This window comes from Methylobacterium sp. TK31, from assembly GCF_055361545.1.
Genome location: NZ_CM143964.1, coordinates 2,815,280 through 2,831,499 on the forward strand (window position 1 = coordinate 2,815,280; position 16,220 = coordinate 2,831,499).

A 16,220-nucleotide genomic window follows, 5' to 3' on the forward strand; every position below is an offset into this window, starting at 1 on the left:
GTCATCACAACGAATGGCGCGCGGGGTCCGTTTCACGAGACCCCGCTGGCGCGCGACCCGTGGCCTTAAGCGGAGTTCTTCTCGAGGAACTTCACCGCGTCGCCGACCGTCTGGATGGTCTCGGCGGCGTCGTCCGGGATCTCGACGTTGAACTCTTCCTCGAACGCCATCACGAGCTCGACGGTGTCGAGGCTGTCGGCGCCGAGATCATCGATGAAGTTCGCGCCCTCGACCACCTTTTCCGGCTCAACGCCGAGGTGCTCGACAACGATCTTCTTCACGCGCTCAGCGATATCGCTCATCGGTCTTGGTCCTTAGCTCTTCAAGGTCGTGATGGTGCAAGGATCTTGTTGGTGAAGAGTCTTGCTGGTGGAAGGTCGGTGAAGGTGCCGTGGCCGCCGTCCCGTCCCCGGGATCGACTGTTCGGATTGAGCGGCCGGTGTGTTCGATCGCGCGTTTCGGGCAAGTCACCGTACTTGTCCAGTCAGTGACCCACGATTTTCAAACATCCGCAACACGCTGAATCGGCACCCCCCTCGCACGGCAGCCGGGGTGTTAACACAGGGTTCCGACGCTGGCGAGAGGCTGTTCACAACCCGTTCATCGGTGTGGCCTTTTCGAGCCAATCGCCTGTTTTTTGGCCTGTGCGCCGCAGCGAAACCGCGGCGCCCGCGCCTCAGTACATCGCCATGCCGCCGTTCACGTGGAGCGTCTGGCCGGTGACGTAGGCGGCCTCGTCGGAGGCGAGGTAGATCGCGGCCGCCGCGATGTCCGTGCCGGTGCCGAGGCGGCCCATGGGGACGCGCCCGAGGATGCCTTCGCGCTGCTTGTCGTTCAGGGCGTCGGTCATCGGCGAGGTGATGAAGCCCGGCGCGATGCAATTGACCGTGAGGTTGCGGGTGGCGACCTCCGCGGCCAGCGCCTTGGTCATGCCGACGAGGCCGGCCTTGGCGGCGGCGTAGTTCACCTGGCCCGGGTTGCCGGTGGCGCCCACCACCGAGCCGATATTCACGATGCGGCCGTGGCGGCGCTTCATCATGCCCTTCACGGCGGCCCGCGACAGGCGGAAGGCCGCCGAGAGGTTGACGGCGATCACCGCGTCCCACTCGTCGTCCTTCATGCGCAGCACGAGGTTGTCGCGGGTGATGCCGGCGTTGTTGACCAGGATGTCGAGGCCGCCGAGCGCGGCTTCCGCCGCCGGCACCAGGGCCTCCACCGAGGCCTTGTCGGAGAGGTCGCCCGGGACGACGTGGACCCGCTCGCCCCCGAGCTCCGCCGCGAAGGCCTCCAGGGCCGCCTGGCGGGTGCCCGAGACGGCGAGGGTCGCCCCTTGCGCGTGCAGGCCCCGCGCGATGGCGCCGCCGAGGCCGCCGGTGGCGCCGGTGACGAGGGCCTTGCGGCCGGTCAGGTCGAACATGGGCTTTCCTGTGGTTCAGCCGAAGGCGGGAAAGGAGGCGATGTCGTCGGGGGTGCCGACCGCGCTCGCCGACGCGCCGGGCGCAATTCGCTTGACGAGTCCGGTGAGCACCTTGCCGGTGCCGATCTCGCTGAACTGGTCGATTCCGGCGGCGGCCATGGCGGCGACGCATTCGCGCCAGCGCACGGTCCCGATGACCTGGGCGACCAGCGCCTCGCGGATCGCGGCCGGATCGGTGAGGGGCGCGGCCAGCACGTTGGCGTAGACCGGCACGACGGGGCTGTGCATCGTGACCTCGACGAGTGCTCTCTGCATACGAGCGGCCGCCGGTGCCATCAGCGAGCAGTGGAACGGGGCCGAAACGTTGAGCATCACCGCGCGCTTGATGCCCCGCGCCTGCGCCAGGGCGACCGCGCGCTCGACCGCCGCCCGGTCGCCGGAGAGCACCACCTGGCCGCCGCCATTGTCGTTGGCGACCTCGCAGACCGCGCCCTCGGCGGCCTCCGCGGCGATCGCCCGCGCGGCCTCGGCCTCGGCCCCGATCAGCGCCGCCATGGCGCCGGCGCCGGGCGCCACCGCGTCCTGCATGGCGGTGCCGCGGATGCGCAGCAGCCGGGCGGCATCCGCGATGGAGAAGGTGCCGGCGGCCGCCAGCGCCGTATATTCGCCCAGGGAATGGCCGGCGACGCAGGCGACGTCGCGCTTCAGGTCGAGGCCGCGCTCGGCCTCCAGCACCCGCAGGGTCGCGAGGCTCGCCGCCATCAGGGCGGGCTGGGCATTGGCGGTGAGGGTGAGTTCCTCCACCGGCCCCTCGAACATCAGGCGCGAGAGCGGCTGGCCCAGGGCCTCGTCGACCTCCGCGAACACGTCGCGGGCCTGGTGAAAGTGCTCGGCCAGCGCCCGCCCCATGCCGACGGCCTGGCTGCCCTGGCCGGGGAAGATGCAAGCGCGCGCCATGTGGTGTCCTCGTCGTCGGGCCGGGGTTCCCCAGGCTGGAAGGGCGGCGCAGTCGCACCGCCCGCCACCTGTGTCAACATGGCACCGCAGCGAGGCGGAGCGCTTTCATCCCTCGTTGAAGAAGTCGACCGTGCCGGAATCCAGGCTGTAGGAGGCCCCGACGATCCGCAGCTTGCCCGCCTTCAGCGGGTCCAGCAGCGACGGCTCGGAAGCGCTGCGCAGGCGCTCCACCACCCGGTTGACGTTGGCACGCACGCAATTTTCGGTGAAATCGCCCGGCTTGTCGCGCTGCGACAGCACCGCGGGCACGATCGGCTCGATCATCCGGCCGATGGAGCCCGGGAAGACCGTATTGTTCTTGACGACGTCGATGGCGGCCTCGACCGCGCCGCAGCGGCTGTGGCCCATCACCAGAACCAGCGGTACGCCGAGCTGCGACACGCCGTATTCGATCGAGCCGAGGGCTGCCGTATCGACGCAATTGCCGGCGTTGCGCACGATGAACAGCTCCCCGAGGCCGCGCCCGAACAGGATCTCCGGCGACACGCGCGAATCGGAGCAGCTCACCAGCACCACGAAAGGGGTCTGGCCCAGCGCGATCTCGATCCGGCGTTCGCGGCCCTGTACCGACCGGACCGGACTGTCGGTCTGGTAGAGGCGGTTGCCCTCCTTGAGGGCCTCCAACGCCTGGTCGGCGCTCATCGTGGTCTTCTTGGTCGAGGGAGCCGCCGCCAGGGCGAGGCCCGGCAGGGCCGTGGCCGCGAAGCAGCCGGCACCGAGCCGGCATCCGCAGCCGAGGAGGCCACGTCGAGTAAGCTGTGCACGCATGAGCGAATCTGTCCCCCTCGCCGCGCGGGTCGTTCGCGGCGCTTCCCGTCTACAACCGCCCGCACTGGCGCGTCGCTGAGGCGTTATGCGGGAGCCCGGCCGCGGATTGCCGGGGGATCGTCGAACGTGGGCAACGGGATAGAGCGGCTGCAGCGCTTGTTGCGCAGCGTCAAGGGGTGTATGGAGCGGGCTCAGCCCAGAAATTCCGTCCGAGGAAGGAGCCGTCCGCCATGGCTCGCGTCACCGTTGAAGACTGCATCGACAAGGTCGAGAACCGCTTCGAGCTGGTTCTGCTGGCCAGCCACCGCGCCCGCCTGCTCGCTGCCGGCGCCCCGCTGACGATCGACCGCGACCGCGACAAGAACCCCGTCTGCGCCCTGCGCGAGATCGGCGACGAGACGATCACCGCGGACGACCTCAAGGAACAGCTCATCCACTCGATGCAGAAGTACGTCGAGGTCGACGAGCCCGAGGCGGAGACCGTGCCGCTGCTGTCGAGTTCGCCCGCCGCCGCCGCCGTCGCCCCGCCTTCGTCGAGCGACGACAGCGCGGTTCAGTTCGACCGCATGAGTGAGGAAGACCTCCTGCGCGGTCTCGAGAACCTCGCCCCCCCGACCGAGACGGACGACGAGGGCGAATAAGCCTTCGCCATCACGACAATCTTGGAAGAACCCGGCGCCAGCGCCGGGTTTTTTCGTTTCCCGGGCCGGATTCGCCGCCCATGCGACGCCGTGGGGCTGGCGTGCCCGCGTGCGATGCGGGACACATCGAGGCAGCGGGGTCGGTATCGGGCTCGCCACGCGTGAAAGGGTCTGCCGGCGGATGATGCGCCAATACGAACTTGTCGAGCGGGTGAAGCGCTACAACCCCGCCGCGAACGAGGCCCTGCTCAACCGCGCCTACGTCTACGCCATGCGCGCCCACGGCACGCAGAAGCGTGCCTCGGGCGATCCGTTCTTCGCCCATCCGCTCGAAGTCGCGGGCATCCTCACCGATCTCCGTCTCGACGACGCGACCATCGTGGCGGCAGTGCTGCACGACACCGTGGAGGATACGGCAGCCACCCTCGACGAAATCCGTGAGCTCTTCAGCCCGGAAATCGGCGCGCTGGTGGATGGCCTGACAAAGCTGAAGCGCCTCGACCTCGTTTCGAAGCGGGCGGCGCAGGGTGAGAATTTCCGCAAGCTGCTCTTGGCGGTGGCGGCCGACGTCCGTGTGCTCCTCGTGAAGCTCGCCGACCGCCTGCACAACATGCGGACGCTCCACCACATGCGGGCGGACAAGCGCGAGCGCATCGCCGAGGAGACCCTGGACATCTACGCGCCGCTCGCCGGTCGTATGGGCATGCAGGAGCTGCGCGAGGAACTGGAGGATCTGGCCCTCCGCAACCTGAAGCCGGAGATCTACGCGACCATCGCGCAGCGCCTCGCCGACCTTTCGGCAAAGTCCGAGCGCCTCGTCGAGAGCATCGAGCATGATCTCACGGCGAAGCTTGCGGCGCAGGGCATCAAGGCCGTCGTCACAGGCCGGCAGAAGCGGCCCTACTCGATCTCGGCCAAGATGGAGCGCAAGTCGGTCGCCTTCGAACAATTGTCGGACATCTTCGGCTTCCGGGTCGTGGTCGAGACCCTGGCCGATTGCTATAGCGCCCTCGGCGTCGTTCATACGAGCTGGCCGATGGTGCCTGGGCGCTACAAGGACTACATCTCGACACCGAAACAGAACGACTATCGTTCAATCCACACCACCGTGATCGGCCCCAAGAGCCAGCGCGTCGAGTTGCAGATCCGCACCGCCGCCATGGACGAGATCGCCGAGTACGGCATCGCGGCCCATGCCCACTACAAGGAAAGCGGCGGGAAGGACGAGATCGGCGGCGGGCATCCCCGCCTCGCAACGGAAAGCGGCGCCTACCAGTGGCTGCGCCGGACCATCGAACTGCTGGCCGAGGGCGACAGTCCCGAGGAGTTCCTGGAGCACACGAAGCTCGAGCTCTTTCAGGATCAGGTGTTCTGTTTCACGCCGAAGGGCCGCCTGATCGCCCTTCCCCGCGGCGCGACCCCGATCGACTTCGCCTACGCCGTCCATACCGATGTCGGGAATACGGCGGTGGGCGCCAAGATCAACGGCCGCATGGCGCCGCTGCTGCACGAGCTCGTCAACGGCGACGAGGTCGAGATCGCTCGCTCGGACGGCGCCTCGCCGCCGGCGGCGTGGGAAGCCCTGGTGGTGACCGGCAAGGCGCGCTCGGCGATCCGTCGGGCGACGCGCTCGGCCGTGCGGCGCCAATACGCCGGCCTCGGACGGCAAATTCTCGACCGGGCCTTCGAACGGGCGGCCAAGAGTTTCTCCGAGGACAAGCTGCGCGGTGCCCTGCCCCGCCTCGCCCGCCAAAGCACCGAAGATGTCTTCGCCGCCGTCGGACGCGGCGAAATGTTCTCGGGCGATGTCGTGCGGGCTGTCTATCCGGATCACAAGGACGAGCGCCGCAGTGCCCCGGCGCCCCTTCCACAGCCGGCCTCCACGGACGGCGCCGGTCGCCTCAGCCTCGCCAAGGACCAGACCATGCGTCTGACCTTCCCGGACGGGCGGGGCGCGGAGCATGGTCGCTCGGACGGTATTCCGATCCGTGGGCTCGACAGCGACCTGCCGGTGAGCTTCGCCCCCGACGGCGGTGCGGTGCCCGGCGACCGGATCGTCGGCATCCTGACCCCCGGGGTCGGCGTCACGATCTACCCGATCCAGTCGGCAGCCCTGGCGGCCTTCGACAACGAACCCGACCGCTGGCTCGACGTGCGTTGGGACGTGGAGGCCGGAACCAGCGAACGCTTCCCGGCACGCCTCGCCCTACAATCGATCAACGAACCCGGCGTTCTCGCCCAGATCGCCCAGGTCATCGCGGATCATGACGGCAACATCGACAATGTCTCCATGAAGCGGAAGACGCAGGATTTCACCCAGATCGTCATCGACCTCTCGGTCTGGGACCTGAAGCACCTCAACGCCATCGTCTCCGAACTTCGCGGCAAGCGGACGGTGAACAAGGTCGAGCGGGTGAACGGGTAGGCACGTTCGCCACGTCCGCTCATTCGGCGCCGGCTTGACGACAAGCTCCCGTCAGCCAAGCCGTTCGCCGTCGTACACTGCTCGCCCACCGTGTCTCGTCGCCACATCCGGGACGCGCATGAGCGAAAGCGATGCGACTCTCGGGTTGTATATTTCCCTGTAGGGAGACGGTTGCTGCCGGATATTCCCCATATCCGGCAAAATTTGACTTTTGGTCGATCCAGGCATTAAACAAACAGAAGGTATTTCAGTCGACACATCGTCGTTGCGCGTTTTCTCCGATCTTTCTCGTCTCGCGCAGCTTTTTCGAGCCTACAATGATGATGCAAATTGGCCGGGGAAATACCCGATAAGCTCTGTATCTATTTTCTAGAATACTCGTTTTTCATTCTTTCTCTTATGTGGATCAACGCATGAGCGCACAACAGCGCAGCGCCTTGTTTATCGATGGCGCCAATCTCTACGCAGCAACCAAGGCTCTCGGCTTCGACATCGACTACCGGCGGCTTCTGCGAGAGTTTCAGTCGAGAGACTCGCTTCTCAGAGCCTTCTATTACACGGCGATCGTCGAGGATCAGGAATATTCCTCCATCCGTCCGCTGATCGACTGGCTCGACTACAATGGATTTCGGGTCGTCACCAAGCCCGCGAAGGAATTCGTCGACTCGATGGGTCGACGCAAGGTCAAGGGCAATATGGACATCGAGCTGGCGATCGATGCGCTCGAGCTCGCCGCCCATATCGATCACATGGTTCTGTTCTCCGGCGACGGCGATTTCCGCTCCCTCGTAGAGGCGATGCAGCGCCGCGGAGTCCGTGTCACCGTCGTCAGCACGATCCAGACCCAACCCGCGATGATCGCGGACGACCTGCGCCGCCAGGCGGACGAGTTCGTGGATCTGGCGCATCTGATCTCGCGGATTGGTCGCGATCCCGGCGAGCGTGCCTCGCGCGGTCCGGACAACCGGAACGGTGGAGATACCGGAACCCGCTCTCGCGGCGAGACGCCGGAACGCTCGGCCCGCCCGAGCCCGGCCCTCGAGAGCCGTTACGGCATCCGCCAGGACGACGAGCCGGTCGGCTCATAGTCGGTCGTCGGATGCGAAAAGGTCTTGTGCGCAAATCAGCGGTCCGGGCCATCGCATAGCCCGGGCACACTTCTCGATCGATACCCTCCATTCGACGATGGAGGCGTGGCTGTACCGGAACGACGTGTCATCCGACGAGGCCCCCTCCGCGTAGGTGCCGGGATCGCGCACCGCCTGAATCGGCGCCGGCTCGCCTGGCGCCTCCGCATGGCGTGTGGGGTACGGACCGACCCACGGTACGCAGAATCCTGGAGGCGACGTTGGTGCAACTGCGCCGCTTCGGCGACAACGAGCCAGTCGCCTTCGCGATCTCGGGCGCCACCCTGATGGTCACCGGCTCATTTGGTTTCGACGCCCGCGGCCCATCCCTGCGACCGGCGATGCACTCCGAGGTCTGAGCCTCCGCCAGGCAGGAGCAGTCCTCGCGTTGGGCGGCCTCGACTTGGCGATAATGGTCCGATCAGCCCGCTGGCGGACCCGGAGGGCGGACGCGGCGTCGCGGAACGTCTGATCCCAATCCGGCCGCCGGGGCGCTGCCCCAGTCCCTCTCCGGTTCTCCACGTCAGCCCTTGTCGCGCATGATGCGCGCGCGGTCGCGCTGCCAATCGCGCTCCTTCGAGGCTTCGCGCTTGTCGTGCAGCTTCTTGCCCCGGCCGAGCCCGAGCTCGATCTTGGCCCGTCCACGCTCGTTGAAGTAGATCTTCAGGGGTACGACCGTGAACCCCTCGCGCTGGGTGGCACCGATCAGCTTGTTGATCTGCTTGCGATGGAGCAGCAGCCGGCGCGGGCGCTTGGTCTCGTGGTTGAAGCGGTTCGCCTCGACGTATTCCGGGATATAGGCGTTGAACAGCATCAGGTCGGTGCCGGACGGACCGGCATAGGCCTCCCCGATGGTCGCCTTGCCCTTGCGCAGGGATTTGACCTCGGTCCCCGTCAGGGCGAGCCCGGCTTCCAGCGTATCGGTGATTTCATAGTGGTAGCGGGCGGCGCGGTTGTCGGCGACGACGCGGCGGTTCGATTCGGGTTTGGGAGCCATCACAACGTCGGGTCAGGCCGGTCGCGCCATCGCGACCGGGCCGAGGAATATGGTTCTGCGCGGGCGGCTTTGCCAGACGGTCTCAGGCGTCGAGCAAGCCCGCGTGACGCAGGGCAGCGTCGACCAGGGCTTTGGTCTCGGCACTCACCGTGAGGAGCGGCAGGCGCACCTCGTCGGTCATCAGGCCGAGGCGCGCGAGGGCGTATTTCACCGGCGACGGATTCGGCTCCACGAACATGCTGGCATGGAGGGGCATCAGCCGATCCTGAATCTGGAGCGCCTTGGCGTAGTCACCGCCGAGGGTCGCCTCCTGGAGGTCGGCACAGAGCCGTGGCGCGACGTTCGACACCACCGAGATGCAGCCTTGGCCGCCATGGGCGTTGAAGCCGAGCGCGGTCGCATCTTCGCCCGAAAGCTGGATGAAGTCTTCGCCCATGGCCTGGCGTTGCAGACTGACCCGGTCGAGCTTGGCCGTGGCGTCCTTCACGCCGGCGATGTTCTTCAGCTCGTACAGGCGCGCCATCGTCTCGACGCTCATGTCGACGATGGAGCGCCCGGGAATGTTGTAGAGGATGATCGGAATGCCGATGGCGTCGTTCACGGCCTTGAAATGCGCGTAGAGGCCGGCCTGGGTCGGCTTGTTGTAATACGGCGTGACCACGAGCACGGCATCCGCACCCACCTTCTCGGCGTGGCGCGCGCGCTCCACCGCCTCGGCGGTGGAATTGGAGCCGGCGCCGGCGATCACGGGCACCCGGCCGGCAGATTCCTCGATGCAGATCTCGACCACGCGGTCGTGCTCGGCATGGCTCAGGGTCGGGCTCTCGCCGGTGGTGCCGGTGGGAACGAGCCCGTGGACGCCCTGCCCGATCTGCCAATTCACGAATTTGCGGAAGGCCGCTTCGTCGAAGGCACCGTCCTTGAACGGAGTCACGAGGGCGGACATCGCGCCCCTGAGGCGTCGTGTGGAGGTCTCGGTCATCCTGGCGTTCCCAGCCGTCGGTCTCGTCGTGCGCCGGTTGTCCGGCAGCGGCACCGCTTCGCGCGGACGGGCAGACATAGGCCCTCGCCCGCACCGGCGCAAACGCTGCTTTCATGGGGTTAATGCCTTCTTAATGCCCTTCGGGTGAGCTTGAAGGTCTGTCCACGGTGATGGGACTGGAAGAACCATGGTGTTCTCGACGCAACGCGCAGCCCTGATGCTGGCCTTGAGCCTGGTTTCGGCCGGCGCCCTCGCAGCTCCCTCCGGCCTGGAGGGGGACGCACCGAGCCTGCGTCCAGCCAGCGATGCGGTCGCCCCCTCCGCAGCCCTGCCCGAGGCCAAGGTCGCCGATCCGATTGCGGCGGATGCCTTGAAGATCGAGGCGAAGACGCCGGAAGCCGCTCCGAGCCAGGGTCCGCCAGCCGCTGCCAAAGCCTACGCCTCCGCCGATCCCGAGGCGGGCATCGCCTTCCCGATGCCCGACGCGACCCTTTCCCCGGCGGCGCCCGTTCCGGAGGTACCCGACCTGAGCCGCGCGGCGCAGGTGGCCCCCGATGTCGACCTGCCGGCCCTGCGCCAGGCGATCGATGCCTATCGCAAGGGCCGCGTCACCGACGGCGACCGACTGCGGGACGGCTTCAAGGATCCGGCCGCCCGCGCTCTCCTCGAATGGGTCGCGATCCGGGCCGGCGCTGGCATCGGATTCGAGCGCACCGTCGCCTTCACCCGCAGCAATCCCGACTGGCCGGCAGGCCCCCTCCTCCGGCGCCGGGCCGAGGAGGCCTTACTCACCGAACGCCGCAACTCCGCGACGGTCCGGGCCTTCTTCGCTGCTTCGCGGCCAGCGAGCGCCCCGGGCAAGTTCGCCCTGGCGCTCGCCTTCAAGGCTGACGGCCTGGACGAGGACGCCGCCGCTCTGGTGCGCGACTTGTGGCGCTCCGAGACCTTCGGGCGGAACCTCGAGACGAAGGTTCTGGACGCCTTTCCGACGGTCCTGTCCCGCATCGACCACCGCTATCGGATGGAGCGCGCGCTGCTGAAGGAGGATTACGACACCGCCGGGCGGGCGGCGAGCCTAGCCGGCGGCAGCTACGCGACGCTGGTCCGTGCGCGACGGGCGGTCGAGGATAAGAGCTCGTCCGCGCCTGCGGCCCTCAACGCCGTGCCGCCGTCCCTGCGCAGCGATTCCTCCTACATCCTGTCACGGGCGCAGTACCTGCGCCGGAACGACAAGTTCGCGGAAGCCGCCGCGTTGCTCGCCACCGCGCCTTCGAACCCCGAAGTGCTGGTCGACGGCGACGAGTGGTGGGTCGAGCGCCGGATCGTCGCCCGTAAGCTGATCGATTCGAATGATCCGGTCGCGGCCTACGCGGTGGCGCGCGCACCCTGCGCCCGCACCGTCGAGAAGCGGATCGAGGCCGAATTCCACGCCGGCTGGATCGCGCTGCGCTTCCAGGACGATGCCGCCAAGGCCGCGCAGCACTTCGCGGAGGCGGCCCGGATCGCAGAGACACCGATTTCGCTCGCCCGCACAGCCTACTGGCAGGGCCGCGCCGCCGAGGCACTGGGTCAGGCCGATGCCGCCAAGGGCTTCTACGAACGCGCCGCCCTCCAGCCCATCGCCTATTACGGCCAGTTGGCGCGAACGAAGCTCGGACGCTCGAGCCTTTCGCTGCGTAGCATCCCCGGCCTCGACACCACCCAGCAGGCCGCCTTCGACCAGCGCCTCTACGTCCGGGCCCTGAAGATGCTGGAGGCCGCCGCGATACGCGATCTGGCGCTGCCGCTCTACATCGACACCGCGAACCGCCTCACCGATGCGGCCGAACTCGAAGCGCTCGGCAATGTCGCCTCCGAGGTGCGGAATTCGCGCGCCCTGGTGGCCATCGGCAAGATCGCCGTCCAGCGTGGTCTGCCCCTCGACGCCCATGCCTACCCAACCATCGGTATCCCGAACTACGAGGCCTCTTCGGCAGTCCCCCTTGTCGAGAAGGCCATGGTCTTCGCCATCGCCCGGCAGGAGAGCCAGTTCGACCCGCAGGCCCAATCCAGCGTCGGCGCCCGCGGACTGATGCAGATGATGCCGGCCACCGCCCAGCGCACGGCGCGGCGGGTGAGCGCGAGCTTCGACCAGGACCGCCTGACCAGCGACCCCGCCTACAATGCCCGCCTCGGGCAGGCCCATCTCGGCGAACTCATGGAGGATTGGCGCGGCTCGTACATCCTCGCCTTTGCCTCCTACAATGCCGGCGGCGGCAACGTGAAGAAGTGGATCGATGCCTACGGCGATCCGCGCAAGGGCGGGGTCGATCCCATCGACTGGGTCGAGCGCATCCCCTTCACCGAGACCCGCAACTACGTTCAGCGGGTGATGGAGAACCTGCAGGTCTACCGAAACCGCCTGGACGGCAAGAGCGCCCTCCTCATCGACGGCGACCTCCAGCGCGGCGCCCGCTGAGAACGCGTGGTCAGGCGGGTCCGGCCGCGCTACTTGGCAGGGGCTGTCCCCCCTGCCCCGGATTCGCCGTGCCCGAAATTCCCGAAGCCGCCATCACCGCCGCCGTCCTGGTCATCGGGGATGAAATTCTGTCCGGACGGACCAAGGACAAGAACATCGGCACGATCGCCGATTACTGCTCCGCCGTCGGTATCGACCTGAAGGAGGTGCGCATCGTCCCCGACGAGGCCGACCGCATCGTCGCCGCCGTCAACGCGCTACGCGACGCCTACACCTACCTCTTCACCACCGGCGGAATCGGCCCGACCCACGACGACATCACCGCCGATTGCATCGCCGCCGCCTTCGGCGTGTCGATCGACATCGATCCACGCGCGAAGACGATGCTGCTGGAGCGCCACAAACCCGAGGACCTGAACGAGGCGCGGCTTCGCATGGCGCGCATCCCGGCGGGGGCCGACCTCATCGCGAACCCGATCTCGAAGGCGCCGGGCTTCCGCATCGGCAACGTCATCGTCATGGCGGGCGTGCCGGGGATCATGCAGGCCATGCTCGACAATGTCGGGCCGACCCTGGTGACGGGCGCCAAGGTCCTGTCGGAGACGATCGAGGCCGGCAACCTGCCCGAGGGCACCTATGCGGGCGGCCTTGCCACCATCGCAAAGGCTCACGCCACGGTATCGATCGGCTCATATCCGTCGATGACTCAGAACGGTTTTGCCAATCGCATCGTCGTGCGCGGCCGGGACGCCGCGGCACTGGCCGCCGCCCGGGCGGACATCGATACGCTGCTCGACGGATTGCGCAGCGGCATACCCGCCTGAACCAACCCGACTGGTCGTCCTTTCCTGCGGACGCTCATCGGCAAGCCCTCCGGCGGTCCTGTTCCGGTGGCGGCGTTCTTCCGATAGGTCGCGGGCAAGGCCGAGGCATGAGCTGCCTCAATCGTCTCGGTCCGGCCGACCCCGAACGTAGCCGTGCGAGATGAGGCGGTCCCGGCGCTGGGTCCGCCGCTCTGCCTCGCACAGGTCCGTCAGGGCATCGGCCACCGCGCGGTGCAGCGCCAGGATCGCATCACCGCCGGCCTCTTCCAGGTAGGCGGCAGCGATGGCCTCCGCCGGCGCGGTCCAGGCGGGCGCTGGGATGGGACGGGGCTGCATCGGCGATCCTGATTGAGAACATATCAGGAACATGCGGCCGAGAGGCTGAGATGGTCAACCGGGTTACGGCGCTTTTCCCCGATCGCATGACGGCGATGGCACCGGCACACGAAGATGTGCCGGCAATGATCTCAGGCCCGAACGAGCCCCTTGCCCTTCACGGCCGCGGCAAGAGCTTTCAAGTTGCGGTTGAGGTCGGCAATTTCATTCAGGGCAATCGTCTTGTGCCCATCCTTGACCGCGCGCTCGATGTCGCTGACCTGATCGGTCGCGATGCGCTTCAGTTCGGCGGCGAGTTGGTCCCGTGTCATCGTCGCTCCTGTCACGGCTGGAGGTTTGCCCAGTCTCGATAGCGTGACGTGCTTAACCGGCCGTTGTCGATCTTCGCACCGCACCACCCGATGGGCGGCGGACCTGCGCTCCAACGAAATTCGGTACGCCGCGTGACGCTTCCGGGAGGGGTGTGTCTTGCGGGGCATAGTGTCGGCGGACAACCGCGGGTAGCTTGACGGCAATTCTCCGACCCTGGGACAGACACCCCGATGATCGCAAAATTCCTCCTGGCTGGCGTCGCTTCGCTCGTCGCTCTCGGCGCAGCCCATGCCGCCGACCTTCCGCGCCGTCAGGCGCCGCCGCCGGTCTTCGTGCCGGTGCCGGTCTTCACCTGGACCGGCTTCTACCTGGGCACGCACAGCTCCTACACCTTCAGCGACAACCAGACCATTCGCACGGTCGGCAACAACAACGGTGCCGGTGGCATCACCAACACGCAAAGCAATGTTGCGTTGGGCCGTCGCCCTGCAAGCTTCAAGGCTGAGCAGGACGGCATCGGTAACATCGGCGGCGGCATCGGCTATAACTACCAGTTCACGCCCGGCTCCGGCTTCGTCGTCGGCGCCGAGGCTGATGTGACCTGGACGGATATCGGCAAGCGCCGCGATTACTTCGGCCCGGCCCTCGCCGCCAACAACTTCATTCCGGACCCGAGCAGCTTCCGGAACCGTCTGAACTACCTCGGCACCGTGCAGGGCCGCCTCGGCTACGCCTTCGACCGGTTCCTGGTCTACGGAACCGGCGGCTTCGCCTACGGTGAAGTCAAGTATCAGGCTGACTTCTTCAATGGCGCCAACCAGCTTGCCTATCTCGGCCGCTTCAAGGGCATGGAGACGGGCTACGTTTACGGCGGCGGCATCGAGTACGCGATCCCGACCGACAGCTTCCTAAACCGTTTCAACTTCATTGGCGGACTTCTCGGCGCCAGCGCCATCACGCTGAAGGCCGAGTACCTCCGCTACGACCTCGGCAGCCGCAACGTTCTCGTGAACACGACTGGCCTCACCCCTGCGACCGGCTCGTACACCTCGCGCTTCAACACCGAGGGCAACCTGATCAAGGCCGGCTTCAACTACAAGTTCGGCTCGCTCTAAACCTGGCTTCGGCAGCTCCGGGAGCTGCCGCACCAATGGACTTGACGGAAAAGCCCCGCTCTCGCGAGCGGGGCTTTTTGCTGTCGGTCTCCAACCGGAATTCGGATCAGGTCCGCCAGGGATGCGCCGGCAGCTCGGTCGAGCCGATACAGCTGGCGCCGGCCAGCGCCACAGCGTGATCGTTCTCCACCGTCGAACCGCTGACACCGATCGCGCCAGACATCTCACCGTCCTTGTCCACGATCGGGATGCCGCCCGGGAAGGTGATGAGACCGTCATTGGAATGCTCGATGCCGTAGAGCGGGCCCCCGGGCTGCGAGAGCTGACCGATCTGGCCGGTCATCATCCCGAAGAACACCGAGGTTTTGGCCTTCTTCTGCGAGATGTCGATGGAGCCGACCCAGGCGCCGTCCATCCGGTAGAAAGCCTTCAGGTTCCCGCCGGAATCCACGACGGCGATGCACATCTGCGTGCCGAGCTCCACGGCCTTGGCGCGGGCCGCCTCGATGGCCTTGTGCGCGTCTTCAATGGTCACGTGCATGATGGGATCTCCCTGAATACAGTGTGAGGGCTTTGTATACGGCGAAAGCCAGCCAGCTTGATCTGATGGTTTTCCGACAGCACAGTCCGCCGGGCGCCCTCCCGAAACGGATGACCGCCTTCTTTGGTGCGGCGTGTTCGGAACGACGGCCCCCAAACAAAAGGGCCGCCCCGAGAGGGGCGGCCGAGTTGCGGGTTCTACTCTCTCGGTGCGTCCGCCCCTCAGCGGCCGGACATGGCGTTGGCCTTCTCGATCAGCGCCTCGGCCATGCGGATCGAGGCGATGTCGATGAGGCGGCCGTCGAGAGAGACGGCGCCGCGACCGGCCTTCGCGGCCTCTTCCATGGCCTCGAGGATGCGGCGGGCCTTGGTGACCTCGGCCTCGGAGGGGGTGAACACCTCGTTGGCAAGGTCGATCTGCGAGGGGTGAATCGCCCACTTACCCTCGAAGCCGAGGGCGGCGCAGCGGCGGGCGGCGGAGGTGTAACCGTCCGGATCGGAGAAGTCGCCGAAGGGGCCGTCGATCGGGCGCAGGCCATAGGCGCGGCAGGCGATCAGCATGCGGTTCTGCGCGAACAGCCACGGGTCCTGCCAATGCGTCTCGCGGTTGCCGGCCTCGTCCTTGTCGGTCAGCACCGAGAAGTCCTTGTTCACGCCGCCGATCACGGTCGAGCGGGCGCGGGTCGAAGCGGCGTAGTCGGCGACGCCGAACGACATGGCTTCCAGGCGCTTCGAGGAAGTGGCGATGGCCTCGACGTTGGCCATGCCCAGCGCCGTCTCGATCAGCACCTCGAAGCCGATCTTCTTCTCGCGCTTCTTGGCCTGCTCGATCTGGGTCGTCAGCACGTCGATGGCGTAGACGTCCGCCGGCACGCCGACCTTGGGGATGAGGATCATGTCGAGGCGCGGACAGGCCTCAACGATGTCGACCACGTCGCGGTACATGTAGTGGGTGTCGAGACCGTTGATGCGGATCATCATGGTCTTGTTGCCCCAATCCAGGTCGTTGAGCGCCTGGATGATGTTCTTGCGGGCCTGTTCCTTGTCGTCGGGGGCCACCGCGTCCTCGAGGTCGAGGAAGATGACGTCGGCCTTGGAGGACGCCGATTTCTCCATGAAGGTCGGGTTGGAGCCGGGGACGGCGAGTTCCGAGCGGTGGAGGCGCGGCGTCGCCTGCTGGATCAAGGTGAAGCTCATTGGGTATCCTTCCTGTTCGACGTGTTCTGGATGTTCATGAGACCCGAAAGTCGGGCCACCATAC

The 16,220-nt window shown here is 66.9% G+C and carries 17 protein-coding genes; 7 read left to right on the forward strand and 10 right to left on the reverse strand.

Annotated features, from left to right (window positions below; all coding sequences use genetic code 11):
• Positions 1-65 precede the first annotated feature (65 nt).
• The 4 genes from ACXJY8_RS13060 to ACXJY8_RS13075 all read right to left on the reverse strand — a co-directional run bounded on the left by ACXJY8_RS13060 (position 66) and on the right by ACXJY8_RS13075 (position 3,202).
• Positions 66-302: an acyl carrier protein gene (locus ACXJY8_RS13060; protein ID WP_018044468.1), complete on the reverse strand. Its 237-nt coding sequence runs from the start codon at positions 300-302 to the stop codon at positions 66-68.
• A 374-nt stretch (positions 303-676) separates the two neighbouring features.
• Positions 677-1,417: a 3-oxoacyl-[acyl-carrier-protein] reductase gene (fabG, locus tag ACXJY8_RS13065; RefSeq protein ID WP_056475210.1), complete on the reverse strand. Its 741-nt coding sequence runs from the start codon at positions 1,415-1,417 to the stop codon at positions 677-679.
• A gap of 15 nt (positions 1,418-1,432) precedes the next feature.
• Positions 1,433-2,374, reverse strand: coding sequence for an ACP S-malonyltransferase (gene fabD / locus ACXJY8_RS13070; protein ID WP_463769526.1), 942 nt, complete (start codon positions 2,372-2,374; stop codon positions 1,433-1,435).
• Positions 2,375-2,479: 105 nt separating this feature from the next.
• On the reverse strand, positions 2,480-3,202 hold the full coding sequence (locus ACXJY8_RS13075; protein WP_463769528.1) for a carbonic anhydrase: 723 nt from the start codon (positions 3,200-3,202) through the stop codon (positions 2,480-2,482).
• Positions 3,203-3,432: 230 nt separating this feature from the next.
• Between ACXJY8_RS13075 and rpoZ the strand changes: the two genes are divergently transcribed.
• The 4 genes from rpoZ to ACXJY8_RS13095 all read left to right on the forward strand — a co-directional run bounded on the left by rpoZ (position 3,433) and on the right by ACXJY8_RS13095 (position 7,754).
• On the forward strand, positions 3,433-3,843 hold the full coding sequence (gene rpoZ, locus ACXJY8_RS13080; RefSeq protein ID WP_463769530.1) for a DNA-directed RNA polymerase subunit omega: 411 nt from the start codon (positions 3,433-3,435) through the stop codon (positions 3,841-3,843).
• Positions 3,844-4,024: 181 nt separating this feature from the next.
• On the forward strand, positions 4,025-6,268 hold the full coding sequence (locus tag ACXJY8_RS13085) for a RelA/SpoT family protein (protein WP_463769532.1): 2,244 nt from the start codon (positions 4,025-4,027) through the stop codon (positions 6,266-6,268).
• A 413-nt stretch (positions 6,269-6,681) separates the two neighbouring features.
• Positions 6,682-7,356: a LabA-like NYN domain-containing protein gene (locus ACXJY8_RS13090; RefSeq protein ID WP_463769534.1), complete on the forward strand. Its 675-nt coding sequence runs from the start codon at positions 6,682-6,684 to the stop codon at positions 7,354-7,356.
• A gap of 260 nt (positions 7,357-7,616) precedes the next feature.
• The gene (locus ACXJY8_RS13095) at positions 7,617-7,754 is read left to right on the forward strand and encodes a hypothetical protein (RefSeq protein ID WP_463769536.1); all 138 of its coding nucleotides are present in this window, start codon (positions 7,617-7,619) and stop codon (positions 7,752-7,754) included.
• 164 nt (positions 7,755-7,918) lie between these two features.
• Here the strand turns inward: ACXJY8_RS13095 and smpB are convergent, their stop codons facing one another.
• Positions 7,919-8,392 (reverse strand): SsrA-binding protein SmpB, encoded by a 474-nt coding sequence (gene smpB, locus ACXJY8_RS13100; protein WP_055957959.1) that lies wholly within the window; start codon positions 8,390-8,392, stop codon positions 7,919-7,921.
• A gap of 82 nt (positions 8,393-8,474) precedes the next feature.
• Positions 8,475-9,374 carry a 4-hydroxy-tetrahydrodipicolinate synthase gene (gene dapA / locus ACXJY8_RS13105; RefSeq protein WP_463769539.1) on the reverse strand — a complete coding sequence of 300 codons (900 nt, stop codon included), beginning with the start codon at positions 9,372-9,374 and terminating at the stop codon, positions 8,475-8,477.
• A gap of 187 nt (positions 9,375-9,561) precedes the next feature.
• Between dapA and ACXJY8_RS13110 the strand changes: the two genes are divergently transcribed.
• On the forward strand, positions 9,562-11,832 hold the full coding sequence (locus ACXJY8_RS13110; RefSeq protein ID WP_463769541.1) for a lytic transglycosylase domain-containing protein: 2,271 nt from the start codon (positions 9,562-9,564) through the stop codon (positions 11,830-11,832).
• 68 nt (positions 11,833-11,900) lie between these two features.
• Positions 11,901-12,656, forward strand: coding sequence for a competence/damage-inducible protein A (locus tag ACXJY8_RS13115; RefSeq protein WP_463769543.1), 756 nt, complete (start codon positions 11,901-11,903; stop codon positions 12,654-12,656).
• Positions 12,657-12,773: 117 nt separating this feature from the next.
• Here the strand turns inward: ACXJY8_RS13115 and ACXJY8_RS13120 are convergent, their stop codons facing one another.
• The gene (locus tag ACXJY8_RS13120) at positions 12,774-12,992 is read right to left on the reverse strand and encodes a hypothetical protein (protein ID WP_463769545.1); all 219 of its coding nucleotides are present in this window, start codon (positions 12,990-12,992) and stop codon (positions 12,774-12,776) included.
• 131 nt (positions 12,993-13,123) lie between these two features.
• Positions 13,124-13,303, reverse strand: coding sequence for a hypothetical protein (locus ACXJY8_RS13125; RefSeq protein ID WP_056189372.1), 180 nt, complete (start codon positions 13,301-13,303; stop codon positions 13,124-13,126).
• 231 nt (positions 13,304-13,534) lie between these two features.
• On the opposite strand from ACXJY8_RS13125, the gene ACXJY8_RS13130 reads away from it, so the two are divergent.
• Positions 13,535-14,419 carry an outer membrane protein gene (locus tag ACXJY8_RS13130; protein WP_463769547.1) on the forward strand — a complete coding sequence of 295 codons (885 nt, stop codon included), beginning with the start codon at positions 13,535-13,537 and terminating at the stop codon, positions 14,417-14,419.
• A gap of 106 nt (positions 14,420-14,525) precedes the next feature.
• On the opposite strand, the gene ACXJY8_RS13135 is transcribed toward ACXJY8_RS13130, so the two are convergent.
• Both ACXJY8_RS13135 and ACXJY8_RS13140 read right to left on the reverse strand, forming a co-directional pair.
• Positions 14,526-14,960 carry a GlcG/HbpS family heme-binding protein gene (locus ACXJY8_RS13135; protein ID WP_056272827.1) on the reverse strand — a complete coding sequence of 145 codons (435 nt, stop codon included), beginning with the start codon at positions 14,958-14,960 and terminating at the stop codon, positions 14,526-14,528.
• A 221-nt stretch (positions 14,961-15,181) separates the two neighbouring features.
• The gene (locus ACXJY8_RS13140; protein ID WP_463769549.1) at positions 15,182-16,156 is read right to left on the reverse strand and encodes an HpcH/HpaI aldolase/citrate lyase family protein; all 975 of its coding nucleotides are present in this window, start codon (positions 16,154-16,156) and stop codon (positions 15,182-15,184) included.
• Between the last annotated feature and the right edge of the window lie 64 nt (positions 16,157-16,220).